This is a genomic window from Pseudomonas sp. MWU13-2862 (assembly GCF_023242495.1).
GTDB lineage: Bacteria > Pseudomonadota > Gammaproteobacteria > Pseudomonadales > Pseudomonadaceae > Aquipseudomonas > Aquipseudomonas gingeri_D.
Window position 1 is genome coordinate 194,324 of record NZ_JALMEZ010000001.1, and the last position, 14,763, is coordinate 209,086.

The 14,763-nt window shown below is 64.0% G+C and carries 11 protein-coding genes; 8 read left to right on the plus strand and 3 right to left on the minus strand.

The window, feature by feature from the left end; genetic code table 11:
* Positions 1-5: 5 nt before the first annotated feature.
* Genes M5C56_RS00975 through M5C56_RS01010 form a run of 8 tightly spaced genes read left to right on the plus strand, consistent with a single transcriptional unit; the run spans position 6 to position 11,421 of the window.
* Positions 6-950, plus strand: a complete 945-nt coding sequence (locus M5C56_RS00975) for a DUF58 domain-containing protein (protein ID WP_103495777.1) — start codon at positions 6-8, stop codon at positions 948-950.
* On the plus strand, positions 947-1,441 hold the full coding sequence (locus M5C56_RS00980; RefSeq protein ID WP_100942933.1) for a DUF4381 domain-containing protein: 495 nt from the start codon (positions 947-949) through the stop codon (positions 1,439-1,441). Before M5C56_RS00975 ends, M5C56_RS00980 begins: the two co-directional genes overlap by 4 nt.
* Positions 1,434-2,510, plus strand: a complete 1,077-nt coding sequence (locus tag M5C56_RS00985; RefSeq protein ID WP_103495778.1) for a VWA domain-containing protein — start codon at positions 1,434-1,436, stop codon at positions 2,508-2,510. The genes M5C56_RS00980 and M5C56_RS00985 overlap by 8 nt, the downstream gene beginning before the upstream one ends.
* A complete protein-coding gene (locus tag M5C56_RS00990; RefSeq protein ID WP_247263013.1) occupies positions 2,510-4,267 on the plus strand; it encodes a tetratricopeptide repeat protein in 1,758 nt (585 codons plus the stop codon). The genes M5C56_RS00985 and M5C56_RS00990 overlap by 1 nt, the downstream gene beginning before the upstream one ends.
* Positions 4,264-5,913 carry a BatD family protein gene (locus M5C56_RS00995; protein ID WP_103495780.1) on the plus strand — a complete coding sequence of 550 codons (1,650 nt, stop codon included), beginning with the start codon at positions 4,264-4,266 and terminating at the stop codon, positions 5,911-5,913. The genes M5C56_RS00990 and M5C56_RS00995 overlap by 4 nt, the downstream gene beginning before the upstream one ends.
* Positions 5,914-5,933: 20 nt before the next feature.
* Positions 5,934-7,178, plus strand: coding sequence for an exonuclease SbcCD subunit D C-terminal domain-containing protein (locus tag M5C56_RS01000; protein WP_103495781.1), 1,245 nt, complete (start codon positions 5,934-5,936; stop codon positions 7,176-7,178).
* Positions 7,175-10,816 carry an AAA family ATPase gene (locus tag M5C56_RS01005; RefSeq protein ID WP_103495782.1) on the plus strand — a complete coding sequence of 1,214 codons (3,642 nt, stop codon included), beginning with the start codon at positions 7,175-7,177 and terminating at the stop codon, positions 10,814-10,816. Before M5C56_RS01000 ends, M5C56_RS01005 begins: the two co-directional genes overlap by 4 nt.
* Positions 10,813-11,421 (plus strand): glutathione S-transferase, encoded by a 609-nt coding sequence (locus M5C56_RS01010; protein WP_103495783.1) that lies wholly within the window; start codon positions 10,813-10,815, stop codon positions 11,419-11,421. The genes M5C56_RS01005 and M5C56_RS01010 overlap by 4 nt, the downstream gene beginning before the upstream one ends.
* A 177-nt stretch (positions 11,422-11,598) precedes the next feature.
* Here M5C56_RS01010 and M5C56_RS01015 read toward each other — a convergent pair whose 3' ends face one another.
* The 3 genes from M5C56_RS01015 to M5C56_RS01025 all read right to left on the minus strand — a co-directional run bounded on the left by M5C56_RS01015 (position 11,599) and on the right by M5C56_RS01025 (position 14,745).
* Positions 11,599-11,778, minus strand: coding sequence for a hypothetical protein (locus M5C56_RS01015; RefSeq protein ID WP_103495784.1), 180 nt, complete (start codon positions 11,776-11,778; stop codon positions 11,599-11,601).
* A 212-nt stretch (positions 11,779-11,990) separates the two neighbouring features.
* Complete coding sequence (locus tag M5C56_RS01020; protein WP_103495785.1) at positions 11,991-12,266, minus strand: DUF5629 family protein; 276 nt, start codon at positions 12,264-12,266, stop codon at positions 11,991-11,993.
* A gap of 94 nt (positions 12,267-12,360) precedes the next feature.
* Positions 12,361-14,745, minus strand: coding sequence for an RND family transporter (locus tag M5C56_RS01025; protein WP_103495786.1), 2,385 nt, complete (start codon positions 14,743-14,745; stop codon positions 12,361-12,363).
* Between the last annotated feature and the right edge of the window lie 18 nt (positions 14,746-14,763).

Sequence of the window (14,763 nt, forward strand, 5' to 3'; positions counted from 1 at the left end):
GGACCATGATCGCGCCCCTGCCCGCCGAACCCGGTATCCGCACCACCCTCGCCGAACTGATCGAGATGCGCCATCGCGTGCGCGAAGTGCAGCTGTTCTCGACGCCGAGCCAGCGCAGCCCGCTGATCGGCCTGCACCACTCGAAACTGCGCGGGCGTGGGGTCGATTTCGACCAGGTGCGGGTCTACCAGGCCGGCGACGATGTGCGCACCATCGACTGGCGCGTCACCGCCCGCACCCAGGAACCCCATACCAAGCTGTTTCACGAAGAGCGCGAGCGGCCGATCTTCATTCTGGTGGAACAGAGCCGCCAGCTGTTCTTCGGCTCGGGGCTGACCTTCAAGTCGGTGCTCGCCGCCCAGGCCGCGAGCCTGATCGGCTGGGCCGCCCTGGGCCACAACGACCGGGTCGGCGGCCTGGTCTACGGCGACAACGAACACTACGAAATCAAGCCGCGGCGCAGCAAGCAAAGCCTGTTGCAACTGCTCAACCGCCTGGTGCGGGTCAACCACTCGCTGCACACCGAAACCGCCGCCGATCCCAATGCCCTGGGCCTGGCACTGATCCGCGCGCGCAAGGTGCTGCGCCCCGGCAGCCTGGTGATCGTGATCTGTGACGAGCGGGCCCTGAGCGATGCCGCCGAACAGCAACTCAGCCTGCTCTCGCGTCATTGCGACCTGCTGATGCTGCCGGTCTCCGATCCCCTCGACCATGCCCTCCCCGCCGCCGGCCTGTTGCGTTTTGCCGAGCGCGGCGCGCAGTTGGAACTCGACACCCTCAACCTGGAGCTGCGCCAGACCTACCGCGCCCAGGGTGAAGCACGGATTGCCCGCTGGGAGCTGCTGGCGCAGAAACTGCGGGTGCTGTTGATGCCCTTGAGCACCCAGAGCGAAATGGTCGAGCAGTTACGCGAGTACCTGAACCCCCAGCGACCGGGGAAACAACCATGAGCAGCCTGGAGCAACTGCAACCGCTGATCACCCCGCCGATCCAGGGTTTCTGGCCACCGGCACCGGGCTGGTGGCTGCTGCTGGCACTGATTCCGCTGCTGGGCGTCGGGCTCTGGTACCTGCGTCGCTTCCTGCCGGCCAAGCGCCCCGTCGCCCGCGCCGAACAGCCCCTGGACCCGGTGCGCCTGGCCGCCCTGGCGGAACTCGCGCAGTTGCCCAAGCCCTATGACGGCGCACCGGCCGGAGCCTGGCTGCAACAACTCAACGGCCTGCTCAAGCGCCTGTGCCGCAACCATTACCCCTACAGCCAGAGCCACACCCTCAATGGCCGTAAATGGCTGGCGTTCCTCGACAACCGCTGTCCAGCCGCCGGCCTGACCCGCTGGATGGTGCTGGTGGAAGGCGCCTACAAACCCGAATGCAAGCTCGACGACAAGGCCATCGCCGGGTTGAGCCAGGCGATCGACACCTGGATCCGCAAACATGTTTGAGTTCGCCTGGCCCTGGCTCTTTGCCTTGCTGCCGCTGCCCTGGCTGATGCGCATCCTGCTGCCGGTGGCCGACAGCGGTGAAGCATCGCTGAAGATCAGCTTTCTCGCCGACCTGGAAAGCCTGGCCCGCCGCCGCGCCCGGGTCAGCCTGCCGAGCTGGCGCCAGCAACTGCCGTTCATCCTGCTCTGGCTGCTGCTGTTATGCGCCGCCGCGCGGCCACAATGGCTGGGCGCCCCCTTGCCGCTGGCCGCCAGCGGTCGTGACCTGTTGGTGGCGGTGGACCTGTCCGGCTCCATGGAATACCCCGACATGCGTTGGCAGGACGAGGACATCAGCCGCCTGGGCCTGGTCCAGCACCTGCTCGGCGATTTTCTCGAGCACCGCGAAGGCGATCGCGTGGGCCTGATCCTGTTCGGCAGCAAGGCCTATGTGCAGGCTCCCCTGACCTTCGACCGACGCACCGTGCGCATCTGGCTGGATGAAGCGAAGATCGGCATCGCCGGCAAGAACACCGCCATCGGCGACGCCATTGGCCTGGCCATCAAGCGCCTGCGCCAGCGGCCTACGCAAAGCCGGGTGCTGATCCTGGTCACCGACGGCGCCAACAACGCCGGCGAAATCGATCCGATCACCGCCGCGCACCTGGCCGCCGAAGAAAGCGTGAAGATCTACACCATCGGCATGGGTGCCGATCCGCAACAAACCGGGACCCTGAGCATGCTCGGCCTGAACCCGAGCATGGACCTCGACGAGCCGGCGCTGAAGGAAATCGCCAGCATCACCGGCGGTCGCTATTTCCGTGCCCGCGACGGCCAGGAGCTGCAAGCCATCAAGGAAACCCTCGACCAGCTTGAACCTGTCGCCCAACAACCCACCCAGGCCCGCCCCGCCCGAGCGCTGTATCACTGGCCGCTCAGCTTGGCCCTGCTGATCAGCGTGTTGCTGGTGATCCGCGAACGCTGGCCGGACAACCTGCTGCAACGCTGGCTGGCACGCCGGCAGTTCCTGCCGCAGCGCCCGGAATGGCGCCAGCGCCTGGAACGCCTGCGTCTGCGGAGGCGTCGATGATCGAAGCCCTCTGGCCACACTGGTTCCGCCCTATCTCGCTGTTGGTCCTGCCGCTGCTGGGTTGGTTGCTGTGGCAACTCTGGCACCGGCAGAAGCGCGCCGGCCGCTGGCAGATGATCCTGCCGACGGCGTTCCATCGGGTCCTGCTCAATGGTGGCAGCCGCAACAGCAGCAAACTGCACCTGATCGCCCTCGGCCTGGGCTGGACTCTCGCCGCCCTGGCCCTGCTCGGGCCGAGCTGGCAGCGGGTCGAAGAGTCCACCCAGAAACCCTTGGACCCGCTGGTGGTGCTACTCGAGCTGACGCCGGACATGCTCGCCACCGACACCCCGCCAAATCGACTGGAACAGGCCCGGCGCAAACTGTTCGACCTGTTGCGCGCTCGCAGCGACTCGCAGACGGCGATCATCGTCTACGCCGGCAGCGCCCATACGCTGGTGCCGCTGTCCGATGACCTGGGCACCAGCCGCAATCTGCTGGACGCGATCAAACCCTCGATCATGCCCGAGGAAGGCCATCGCGCCGACCTCGCAGTAAAAAAGGCCCTGACCCTGCTCGAACGTGGCGCCCTGGGCGAAGGCCGGCTGCTGCTGATCGGCTCGTCCCTCAGCGAACAGGAACGCCAAGGCATCCGCCAGGCCCTGGACGGCAAGCCCCACAGCCTGCTGATCCTCGGGATCGGCACCCGCGATGGTGCGCCGGTGGCCCAGGAGAACGGCGGTTTCCTCAAGGACGACCAGGGCACGATCCTGGTGCCGCATCTCGACAGCCAGAGCCTGAAGGACTTCGCCGGCGAAATCGGCGGCCGCTACCGCCAGGCCCGCCTGGACGACAGCGACCTGCGCGGCCTCGGTCTGCTGGACGGCCCGCGCCACCTGCGCAAGGACGGCCAGACCGTACAGCTCGACAGCTGGGCCGACCAGGGCTACTGGTTGCTGTTGCCGCTCCTGCTGCTGGCCGCCTGTGCCGGACGGCGTGGCTGGTTGTTCTGCCTGCCACTGTTCTTCCTGTTCCCACAGCCGAGCCAGGCCTTTGAGCTGAGGGATCTATGGTTGCGGCCAGACCAACAGGGCCAGCAGTTGCTTGAGCAAAAGCGCCCGCTCGAAGCGGCACAACATTTCGAGGACCCGCAATGGCAAGGCCTGGCCCTCTATGAAGCCGGCGACTACGCCGCCGCCGCGAAGAAGTTTGCCGAAGGCGACGATGCCAACGCCCACTACAATCGGGGCAACGCCCTGGCCCGCAGCGGCGAGCTGGAAGCAGCGCTGGACGCCTACGAACAGGCCCTGGAACGTCAGCCGGACTTGCGACCAGCCTTGCAGAACCGGACACTGGTGGAAGAGTTGCTCAGGGAAAAACAGGCCAAGCCACCGGTTGAGCCAAGCAAGCCCGCCGACGCCGCCACAACCGGCAACGAACAAAACGCCGCGCAATCGGCCCCGGCCGGGACGAATTCGTCCAGTACTGCCACGGCGCAGTCCGCGCCCCAGGAACAGAACCCGGCGACCGACAACCAGCCGCCGGACGCCCAGGCCAGCCAAGCGGGCAATCAACCCGGCGGCAACGAGGTACCCGGCAGCGAGCTGGGCGACGAACAGACCACCCATCCGCCCTTGCGGGCCGCCGCCGATATCATCGACGGTGAACGCCACCAGGCGTTGGAACAATGGCTGCGACAGATCCCCGATGACCCGGGAGAACTGCTGCGGCGCAAATTCTGGTACGAACAACAGCTCCATCAGGACAAGACCCGATGACCCTGCGCTTCTCCCTGTTCCTTACGCTGCTGCTCTGCGCCAACCTGTCGGCCCATGCCGAGGGCTTGCTGGCCAGCGTCGACCGCACGCGCCTGAACTCTGGCGAGTCGGTGGAACTGACCCTCGAATCGAAGGATGTCACCCAGTTCGGCAAACCCGACCTGGCCCCGCTGGACCCGCAGTTCGAAGTGCGCGGCACCCGCCAGGTCAACCAGTTGACCACCCTGGGCGGCGAAAGCCAGGCCACCACGCGCTGGATCGTCACCCTGACGCCAAAGGCAAACGGCAACGTGACGATCCCGGAATTGCACCTGGGCGAACTCAGCAGCGAGCCGATCACCCTGCAGGTGCTGCAAGGCGAGGACCAGGCCGCGGCCAGCAACCTGGCGCCGGTGTTCATCGACGCCAGCCTCGACCAGGACAGCGTCTACGTCCAGGCCCAGGCCGTGCTGACCCTGCGCATCTATCACTCGGTGTCGCTGTATGACGACAGCAGCCTCACCCCCTTGCAGATCCCCGATGCCCGTATCGAGCAGTTGGGCGAGTCGCGCACTTACGAAAAGCTGATCAATGGCGTGCGCCATGGCGTGATCGAGTGGCGTTATGCGATCTACCCGCAGCACAGCGGTGAACTGACGATCCCCGCGCAGGTGTTTACCGCCACCCTGGTGGACGCCCAGCCGAATCAAAACCAGGGCCAGGTGCCCCAGGGCGCCAAACCCGGCAAATTGACGCGCGTCAGCTCCGAGCAGATGCGCTTGCAGGTCAAACCCCAGCCCGATACCTGGCCCGCCGACGTGCCGTGGCTGCCGGCCCGCAGCCTGAGCCTCAGTGAAAGCTGGAGCCCGGAACCGGATCACAGCCAGGTCGGCGACTCCCTGACCCGCAGCCTGACCCTCAAGGCCGAAGGGCTCTCCAGCGGGCAACTGCCGCCGCTGCCGGCGACCACCCTCAATGGCTTGCGGCGCTACCCGGACCAGGCGCAACTGAGCAACCAGAACACCGAACGCGGCCTGATCGGCACCCGCGAAGAACGTGAGGCGCTGGTGCCGACCCACAGCGGCAGCTTCGACCTGCCGGCGGTGGAAGTGACCTGGTGGAATACCCATGAAGAGCATATGGAGCGCAGCACACTGCCGGCGCGGACCCTGCAAGTGGCGAACAACCCGAGCCTGGCGGTGGACACGCCGGTGAGCAGTGCCGCCAACAACACGCCGCCGCAACCGCCGCTGCTGTGGGCCTGGAAGCTCAGCACGCTGATCCTCGCCTGCACCACCCTGCTGGGTTTCGGCCTGTGGTGGCGGGCCCGCTCGCAGCCGGCGGTGCACCGCGCCGCCCAGACCGGCCCGAGCCCACGGACGCTGCTCGACGACCTCAAACGGACCTGCCTGGCCAACGATCCCCAGGCCACCCGCCAGGCCCTGGATGCCTGGGCCCGGCAGCAACCGGAAACCCTGGCCGACATGGCCGCGCGTTTTGTCACCCTGTCCGATGCCCTGGACGGCCTCAATGGCGCGCTCTACAGCGAAAGCGGCCAATACTGGCAGGGTGAGGAACTGTGGCGGGCGATCCGCGCGATCCCGGTCGCCGAGCGCGTCCAGGACCCGGCCAGCGACAGCAGTCTGCCGCCGCTCTACCCCAAATAATCGATAAGTTGGAGTTTGCCTTGCGCCTGTTTCACACCTCCGACTGGCACCTCGGCCAGAACCTTCATGGCCAGGAGCGAGATTTCGAACACGCCTGTTTTCTCACCTGGCTTCTGGCCCAACTCAAGCAACAGCAGCCCGATGTCCTGTTGATCGCCGGCGATATCTTCGACACCGTCAACCCGCCGGTCAAAGCCCAGGAGCGCCTCTACGACTTTATCGTCAGCGCCCACGAACAACAGCCGCTGCTGACCATCGTGATGATTGCCGGCAACCACGACTCCGGTTCCCGTATCGAACTGCCCGCGCCGCTGATGCGCCGACTGCGCACCCACGCCGTGGGCCGGGTGCTGTGGCTCGACGATGGCGAGCTGGACAGTGAACGCCTGCTGCTGCCATTGCCCGCCGCGAACGGTGAAATCGCCGCCTGGTGCCTGGCCCTGCCCTTTCTGCGGCCCGCCGAAGTCACCGGCACGCAGTTGGGTGACCACTACCTGAAGGGTATCGGCGAGGTGCATCGCCGACTGATCGCCGCGGCCAACGCCAAGCGCCAGCCGGGCCAGGCCCTGGTCGCCATCAGCCACGCACATATGGCCGGCGGCTCGATCTCCGAGGATTCGGAGCGCAGCCTGATCATCGGCAGCGCTGAGGCTCTGCCGGCAAGCCTGTTCGACGCCAGTGTCAGCTATGTCGCCCTTGGCCATCTGCACAAGCCGCAGAAGGTCAACGGCGAGGAACGTATTCGCTACTGCGGCTCACCAATTCCTCTGTCGTTCTCGGAAATCGCCTACCAACACCAGATCCTCGACATCGTCCTCGACGGCGAAACCCTGGTCAGCGTCGACAGCCGCCTGATCCCCCGTACCGTGAACCTGCAACGCCTGGGCCCGGCGCCATTTGCCGAGATCCTCGAACAGCTGGCGCAACTGCCGGATGTCGACCTGCTGGCCGACCTGCAACGCCAACCCTGGCTGGAAGTGCGAGTACGCCTGGATGAGCCGCAGCCGGACCTGCGCCAGCAAGTGGAAACCGCCCTGCAAGGCAAGGCCGTGCGCCTGGTGCGGATCGCCGCCGAGTACGCCGGCTCAAACGGGGGTGAAGGCGAAACGGACAACGAGCGACTGATCAATCTCGATCAGCTCAGCCCGCAGGAACTGTTCAGCCGTGCCTGGCAGGACAGCTACGGCAACCCGGTGGACGAAGCGACCCTCAATGACTTTGCCCTGCTGTTGCAGGAAGTCCAGTTGGAGGGCGAACAGCCATGAAGATCCTCGCCATCCGCCTGAAAAACCTGGCCTCCCTTGCCGGCCCCTTCGAACTGGACTTCACCGCCGAGCCCCTGGCCAGCGCCGGCCTGTTCGCCATTACCGGCCCCACCGGCGCCGGTAAAAGTACCCTGCTCGATGCCTTGTGCCTGGCCTTGTTCGGCGCCGTACCCCGGCTGAACAATGCGTCGCGCGATGCCAAGGTGCCGGACGCCGATGGCGAGATCGGCACCGGCGACCCACGCACCCTGTTGCGTCGCGGCACCGGCGCAGGCTATGCCGAAGTGGATTTTGTCGGTATCGACGGCCGCCGCTACCGCGCACGCTGGGAAGCCAACCGCGCCCGGGACAAAGCCGGCGGCAAGTTGCAGGCCAGCCGCCAGAGCCTGCGCGATCTGGACAGCGACCAACTGCTGGCCAGCCAGAAAGGCGAATACAAGACCCTGCTGGAAAGCCGCCTGGGCCTGAACTTCGAACAGTTCACCCGTGCCGTGTTGCTGGCCCAGAGCGAGTTCAGCGCCTTTCTCAAGGCTGACGACAACGAGCGTAGCGAACTGCTGGAAAAGCTTACCGATACCGCGCTCTATACCCGCCTCGGCCGGCGTGCCTTCGACAAGACCAAGCAGGCCCGCGAGGCCCACAAGCTGTTGCTGGACCAGGCCGGTGGCATCGCGCCCATGGACGCTGAAGCACGGGTCGAGCTGGATCGACAATTCGGTGAAGCCCAACAGCAACTCAAGACCGGGCAAGCCCAGCTCAAGCAGCTTGAGCTACAGCACACCTGGCTCAAGGAACTGCTGCAACGGCAGGAACAACACCAGGCCGCCGCCGAGCAACTGCAAGGCGCTGAACAAGACTGGCAGGCCCATGGCGCCGAGCGCCAGCAACTCGCCCGCCTGGAACAACTGGCGCCACAACGGCATCAGTTCGCCCGTCAGCGCCAGTTGAACGAACAGCTGGCGCCACTGGCCACGCAGATCCGGCAGCATCTGGACCAGCAGGCCGACTTGCAGGCCCGTCAGCAGCAGCTTGAACAGAGCCGGTCGAATGCCCATACCCAGTTGAGCGAAGCCCTGGCCCGGCAAAGCGATAGCGCGCCACTGCTACGCCAGGCCTTCGATGAACAGGCCACGCTGACCCACCTGGGCAAGGACCTGGACGATGCCGAGGGGCAGAAGCAGGCTACCGAGCAGTCCAGTACCGGAGGCCGCGCGCAGCTCACCTCACTGTTGGAGCAACAACAGCAGGTCGCCACGCGCCTGGAGCAAATCGCCGAACAGTTGCGGCACAGCGCCGCCCTCGCCCCGTTGAGCGAGGCCTGGAACGCCTATCGCGATCGCTTGCAACAGTTGATGCTGATCGGCAATCGACTGAACCAGGGCCAACGCGAGCTGGAGCAGTTGCAGGCACGGGTCGCCCACACCGACCAACAGCTTGCTGAGCAGCGTGGCGCGCTCGAAGTGCTGTACAGCGAAGCCGGAGCGGAACCGGCCGCTGTCAGCGAACAGATCCAGATTCTCGGCAGCCTGCTGCAGGACAATCGCAAGCAACTGCGCGCCTTCGAAGAACTGCAACGACTGTGGAGCCGCCAGCGCGAGCTGGACCAGCGCACCCAGCAGTTGCAGGAACGGCAGCAGAACGCCCAGCAGCAACGCGATGAACTCAACCGCGAAGGCCTGCAGGCACGGGATGAACTCAAGGTCGCCGAACAGGCCCTGACGATTACCCGGCAGTTGCTTGAACGCCAGCGCCTGGCCCGCAGCGCCAGCGTCGAAGAACTGCGCGGACAGTTGCAGGACAACCAGCCCTGCCCGGTATGCGGCAGCCATGAACATCCCTACCATCAACCCGAGGCGCTGTTGCAGAGCCTGGGTCGTCACGACGAGAGCGAAGAGGCCGCCGCACGGCAGGCCGTCGACACGCTGACGGAAAAGCTCAACCAACTGCGGGAAAAGGTCGGCGGGCTGATTGCCCAGCAGAAAGAACTGCTCACCCAGCAGGAACAACTGGCCCAGCAGCATCAGGAACTGGCGCCGAGCCTGCAAGCCCATCCGCTGCACAGCGCGCTACTGGAACAGGATGGCGCTCGCCGCGAGGCCTGGCTCAACCAGCAGTTGCACCAGTTGCAGCAGAACATCGGCCAGGACGAGCAACGGCAAACCGCCCTGCTCACCCTGCAACAGGATGCCGCGCGGCTCCAGCAACAATTGCAGGCCGCCACCGAAGCCAGCCAGGCCGCGCGCCAGCACTTGCTCGATCAGCAACGCCAGATGGGTGCCGATCAGGAACGACTGGAACAGGAACTGGGCACCTTCGCCAGCCTGCTGCCGGACGAGACCCTGCAAGGCCTGCGCAAGGATCCGGCGGCGACCTTCATGCAGCTCGATCAACAGGTCGCGCAACGTCTCGGTCAGTTGGAACAGCAGCGCGAGGAGCAGCAGGAACAGCGCGAGCGCCAGGAAAAAATCGAACTGGAGCAAGTTCGTCAGCAAACCCGAGAACAGCAATTCGAAGAGCTGAAACAACGTTGCGCCGCACTCCTTGAGCAGCAGCAGGCCAGCCAGCTCAAGCTGGTCGGCCTGATCGGCGAACACGCCAGCGTCGAAGCCTGGCAGCAGCAGATGGACCAGGCGGTGGAGCATGCGCGGCAGGCCGATGCTTCGGCCAACCTGCAGTTACAGGAACTCGGTAGTCAACTGATCCAGCTCGGCGCCGACATCAAGGCCCGCCAGGAACGCCGGCAGGCCCTGGAACAGGAAAGCCTGGAACTGGCGCAACAAGTCGCGGACTGGCGTGCCCGCCACCCGGAACTGGACGACGCCGGACTTGAGCAACTGCTGGCCTGCGACGATGAACATGTCAGCCAACTGCGCCAGCAATTACAAGTCAGCGAAAAAGCCGTCGAGCAAGCCCGGGTGCTGCTGCAGGAGCGGGAGAAACACCTTCAGCAGCATCAAGCCCAGCACAATGGCAACCTCGACGCGCCAGCACTGGACGCCGCCTTGAGCGATCTGCAAACCCAGCTGATTGCCAGTGAACACCACTGTGCGGAACTGCGCGCGCAACAAACCGAAGACCAGCGCCGCCAGGACGCCAACCAGGAGCTGCAACAGCGGATCACCGAGGCCAACAACGAGTATCAGCGCTGGGCACGCCTGGACGCGCTGATCGGCTCGGCCACCGGCGATCGCTTTCGCAAACTGGCCCAGGCCTACAACCTCGACCTGCTGGTGCACCATGCCAACGCGCAATTGCGCCAACTGGTGCGGCGTTATCGCCTCAAGCGTGGCGGCAGCATGCTCGGGTTGTTGGTGATGGACACGGAAATGGGCGACGAACTGCGTTCGGTGCATTCGTTGTCCGGCGGCGAAACCTTCCTGGTCTCGCTGGCCCTGGCCCTGGGCCTGGCGTCGATGGCTTCGAGCACGCTGAAGATCGAATCGCTGTTTATCGACGAAGGCTTCGGCAGCCTTGACCCGGAATCCCTGCAACTGGCGATGGATGCGCTGGACGGCCTGCAAGCCCAGGGCCGCAAGGTCGCGGTGATTTCCCATGTGCAGGAAATGCACGAGCGGATACCGGTGCAGATTCAGGTACGCCGCCAAGGCAACGGGCTGAGCACCCTGGAGGTGAAATGACGCCGGCCACGCTGTATTCGTTCCGCCGCTGTCCTTACGCCATGCGCGCACGCATGGCGCTACGTTATTCGGGGGTGGCGGTAGAGATCGAGGAAGTCAGCCTCAAGAACAAGCCGGCGCGGATGCTGGAATTGTCGAGCAAGGGCACGGTGCCGGTGCTGGCGTGTGCTGATGGGCGGGTGATCGAACAGAGCCTGGAGATCATGCACTGGGCGCTGGCCCAGCATGATCCGCAGGATTGGTTGCTCGGCAGCGATCCCGTGACGGCACAGGCCACGGGGCTGCTGATCGAAGAGAATGATACGGTTTTCAAACGGTGGCTGGACCGCTACAAGTACGCGGTGCGCTACCCGGAGTTCCCCATGGAGCACTATCGGGAACAGGGCGGGCAATTTCTCTTGAAACTGGACGGTCTGCTTGCGCGTAACGGCCATCTGTTGGCCGAACACCTGAGCCTGGCGGACATTGCAGTCGCACCTTTCGTGCGTCAATTTGCCCATGTGGATCAGGTGTGGTTTGCGCAAGCGCCGTACAAACATCTACAGAGCTGGCTGGAACAGTTCCTGGCATCGGAACTGTTCAACTCCGTCATGGCCAAGCCCTGACAGGGGCCTGTTCACTTGAAAGCGCTCAATCTGAAACCTGCAACATAACCCGAACCTGGACACATACCTTGTGGGAGTGGTGTGGGAGCGGTGCTTGCCAGCGAAGCTTTTGGTGGCCCCAAGGGCCTCTTCGCGACGGTCCAAACTCCCACAAGGTATGTGTCCAGGCGTCGGTGCTCAGTGCTGGGCTTTGTGATCCAGGGCGGCATAGAAGTTGGCGCTCTGTTGCAGGTATTTCTGGGTGTAGCTCTGGGTGTGGCTTTTAGGGCTGTTGATTTCCACGTTGGCGCTGGCAGGCAGGGCTACGGTGGCGGAAACAGCGGAAGCGGCGATGATGGAGAAAAGATTGAAGTTCATGATGGTAACCCTCGATGTCAGTTGGCTTGCTTGCCCTTTCAGGCCGTGAGTCAAAAGTACATCCGAGGGTGGACATCGTTGAAATTCATTGCAGCAGTAGCGGATATCAGCGTCATTAATAGAAGCGCAAGTGCCTGATTCATCAGGGGCTGCGGTCTATTGTCGCAGCGCGCGCACCTCGGAGGACGAGGTGAACCGATGCAGCTGACGCCTTACTCTTCTTCGTCGCGACCGGTGAAGGCGCTCATGCAGACCAGCCGATGCTCGCTGTAGTCGTCGCTCAGGGTCCAGCTTTGCAGGGCCTCGTCGAAAGTCGCCGCTTCAAGCTGGGCACGGGTGAAACTCCAGCGTTTTTCGGCCCGGCCATCCATGCATTCGATCAACAGGCGGCTGTCGTCGAGGGTGAAATCGAAGGCGTGCAGGCCGTCGACTTCAAGCATGTTGCTGGTTTCGAGGGCATTGAGCAGGGTGTCGGTTGCAGCGGTCATGGTGTTCTATCGTGTTTGGGGAAGTGCTCATGATAGGCGATATTGCCCTGGGGCCGGGTGATCGTTTATCACGATCACCCGGCCATCCGCCTCCTCAATGGGAAAACAACGACCCGCCCACCTTGCCCGCCAGCTTCTCCGGCTTGATCAGGAACCGCGCCAGCGCCGGCAGCAGCCACAACGCGCCGAACATGTTCCAGAGCAGCATGAAGGTCAGCATCAGCCCCATATCGGCCTGGAACTTGATCGCCGAGAAGATCCAGGTGCAGACCCCGATCGCCAGGCACAGGCCGGTGAACAACACCGCCTTGCCGGTGGATTTCAGCGTCTGGTAATAGGCTTCCTGCAATGGCAGCCCGGCACGCAGGAAGCTTTCCAGGCGACTGTAGATGTAGATGCCGTAGTCCACGCCAATCCCCACACCCAGCGCCACCACCGGCAAGGTCGCGACCTTCACGCCAATGCCCATGAACGCCATCAACGCATTACCCAACACCGAGGTCAGCACCAGCGGCAGAACGATGCACAGGGTCGCCGCCCAGGAGCGGAAGGTGATCATGCACATGGTCGCCACGCAGACGTACACCAGGATCAGGATGGTCAGTTCCGACTCCTTGATCACTTCGTTGGTGGCCGCCTCGATCCCGGCGTTACCCGCGGCAAGAAGGAATTCCAGGCCGTCCTTGTTGTTCTCCTTGGCGAAGTCCTGCACCGCATGCACCGCACGGTCGAGGGTCGCGGCCTTGTGGTCGTTGAGGAACACCAGCACCGGCGCCAGCGAGCAATTGTTGTTGTACAGGCCATCGGCCCGGGAGATGGAGTTGTTCAGCACATCCGGGTTGCGCGACAGGGTTTCCCATTTCAGGTTGCCTTCGTTCATGCCCTTGATCATCTGCTTGGACACGGTCACCAGGGAAATCGCCGACTGCACGCCCTCGGTGTTCTGCATCTTCCACATCAGTTCATCGATGGGCGCCATCGCCTCATAGTGCGAACAGCCCTCGGGCGGGGTCTTGACCATCACCACCAGCACATCGGAGCTGGTGGAGTAGTTGTTGATGATAAAACTGTTGTCCTTGTTGTAGCGCGAGTCGGGACGCAGCTCCGGCGCGCCCTGGTCGAGGTCGCCGATCTTCAGGTTCTGCCCGTACCAGAGGCCGCCGCCCAGGGCCAGCAGGGCCAGGACGATGGACACCGGGGCGACCCTGGGGCTGGCGAAGTTCGCCAGCAGGCGCCAGAACGGATGCTCGCGGGTCGCATCCTTCTTGCTGCGCTCGACCGCCCGCTTGCTGATGCCGACATAGGAGATGGCCACCGGCAGCAGGATCAGGTTGGTGAACACGATCACCGCCACGCCGATGGAAGCGCCGATGGCCAGTTCGCGGATCACGCCGATATCGATGATCAACAGGGTGATAAAACCCACGGCGTCGGCGAGGATCGCGATCATCCCCGGCAGGAACAGTTGCCGGAAGGTCCGTCGCGCCGCCGTCAGGGCGTTGTCGGCGTCGCTGGACTGCAAGGCGATGCCGTTGATCTTCTGTACGCCATGGGAGATCCCGATGGCGAAGATCAGGAACGGCACCAGCATCGAGTACGGGTCCAGGCCGAAGCCGAACGCGTGCATCAGCCCCAGTTGCCAGACCACCGCCACCAGGGTGGTGCTCAATACGGCGACGGTGCTGCGGATGCACCGGGTGAACCAGTACAGCAGCACCAGGGTGATAACGAAGGCGACGCCGAAGAACAGCACCACCATGACCAGGCCATCGATCAGGTCACCGACTTTCTTGGCGAAACCGACGATATGCACCTTCACATTGGGGTTCTGTGCTTCGAACTTGTCGCGGATCTTTTCTTCGAGCTGGTGGGAGAACTTCTGGTAGTCCAGTGCCAGCAACTTGCCCTGGTCCTTAGGGTCGGGGTAGGACTCCAGCAGCGGGATATCGACGATGCTCGACTTGAAGTCGTTGGCCACCAGGCGTCCGACCTGGCCGGACTTGAGCACATTGTTGCGCAGCTTTTCGAGACTGTCGGCCGAGCCGTTGTAGCTCTGCGGGATCACTTCGCCGCCGGCAAAGCCCTCCTCCGTCACCTCGGTCCAGCGCACGCTGGGGCTCCACAGGGACTTGAGGCCGGAGCGGTCGACACCCGGAATGTAGAACACCTCGTCGTTGACCTGACGCAGGGTCTCCATGTAGTCCTTGGTGAAGATATCGCCGTCCTTGGCCTCTACCGAAATCCGCACGGTGTTGCCCAGGTTGGCGAGGTCGTTGCGGTGCTCCATCATCTTTTCAATGAACGGATGCTTGAGCGGAATCATTTTTTCGAAGCTGGTGGACGGCCGGATCAGCGTGGCCTGCCAGAACAGGAAGACACTGACCAGCAGGCAGATAACGATCACTGCCGGGCGGTTGTTGAAAATCAGGCGCTCGAGAAACGTCGCCTTGTCTTGATGATGACTTTGCTGACTGCTCATACATTCCCGCCTTTCTTG

Coding starts and splice junctions, on each gene's coding strand:
- M5C56_RS00980 (WP_100942933.1), top strand. CDS start 947: ATGAGCAGCCTGGAGCAACTGCAACCGCTGATCACCCCGCCGATCCAG.
- M5C56_RS01020 (WP_103495785.1), bottom strand. CDS start 12,266: ATGACCGCTGCAACCGACACCCTGCTCAATGCCCTCGAAACCAGCAAC.
- M5C56_RS01025 (WP_103495786.1), bottom strand. CDS start 14,745: ATGAGCAGTCAGCAAAGTCATCATCAAGACAAGGCGACGTTTCTCGAG.
- M5C56_RS01015 (WP_103495784.1), bottom strand. CDS start 11,778: ATGAACTTCAATCTTTTCTCCATCATCGCCGCTTCCGCTGTTTCCGCC.
- M5C56_RS00975 (WP_103495777.1), top strand. CDS start 6: ATGATCGCGCCCCTGCCCGCCGAACCCGGTATCCGCACCACCCTCGCC.
- M5C56_RS01005 (WP_103495782.1), top strand. CDS start 7,175: ATGAAGATCCTCGCCATCCGCCTGAAAAACCTGGCCTCCCTTGCCGGC.
- M5C56_RS00995 (WP_103495780.1), top strand. CDS start 4,264: ATGACCCTGCGCTTCTCCCTGTTCCTTACGCTGCTGCTCTGCGCCAAC.
- M5C56_RS01010 (WP_103495783.1), top strand. CDS start 10,813: ATGACGCCGGCCACGCTGTATTCGTTCCGCCGCTGTCCTTACGCCATG.
- M5C56_RS00985 (WP_103495778.1), top strand. CDS start 1,434: ATGTTTGAGTTCGCCTGGCCCTGGCTCTTTGCCTTGCTGCCGCTGCCC.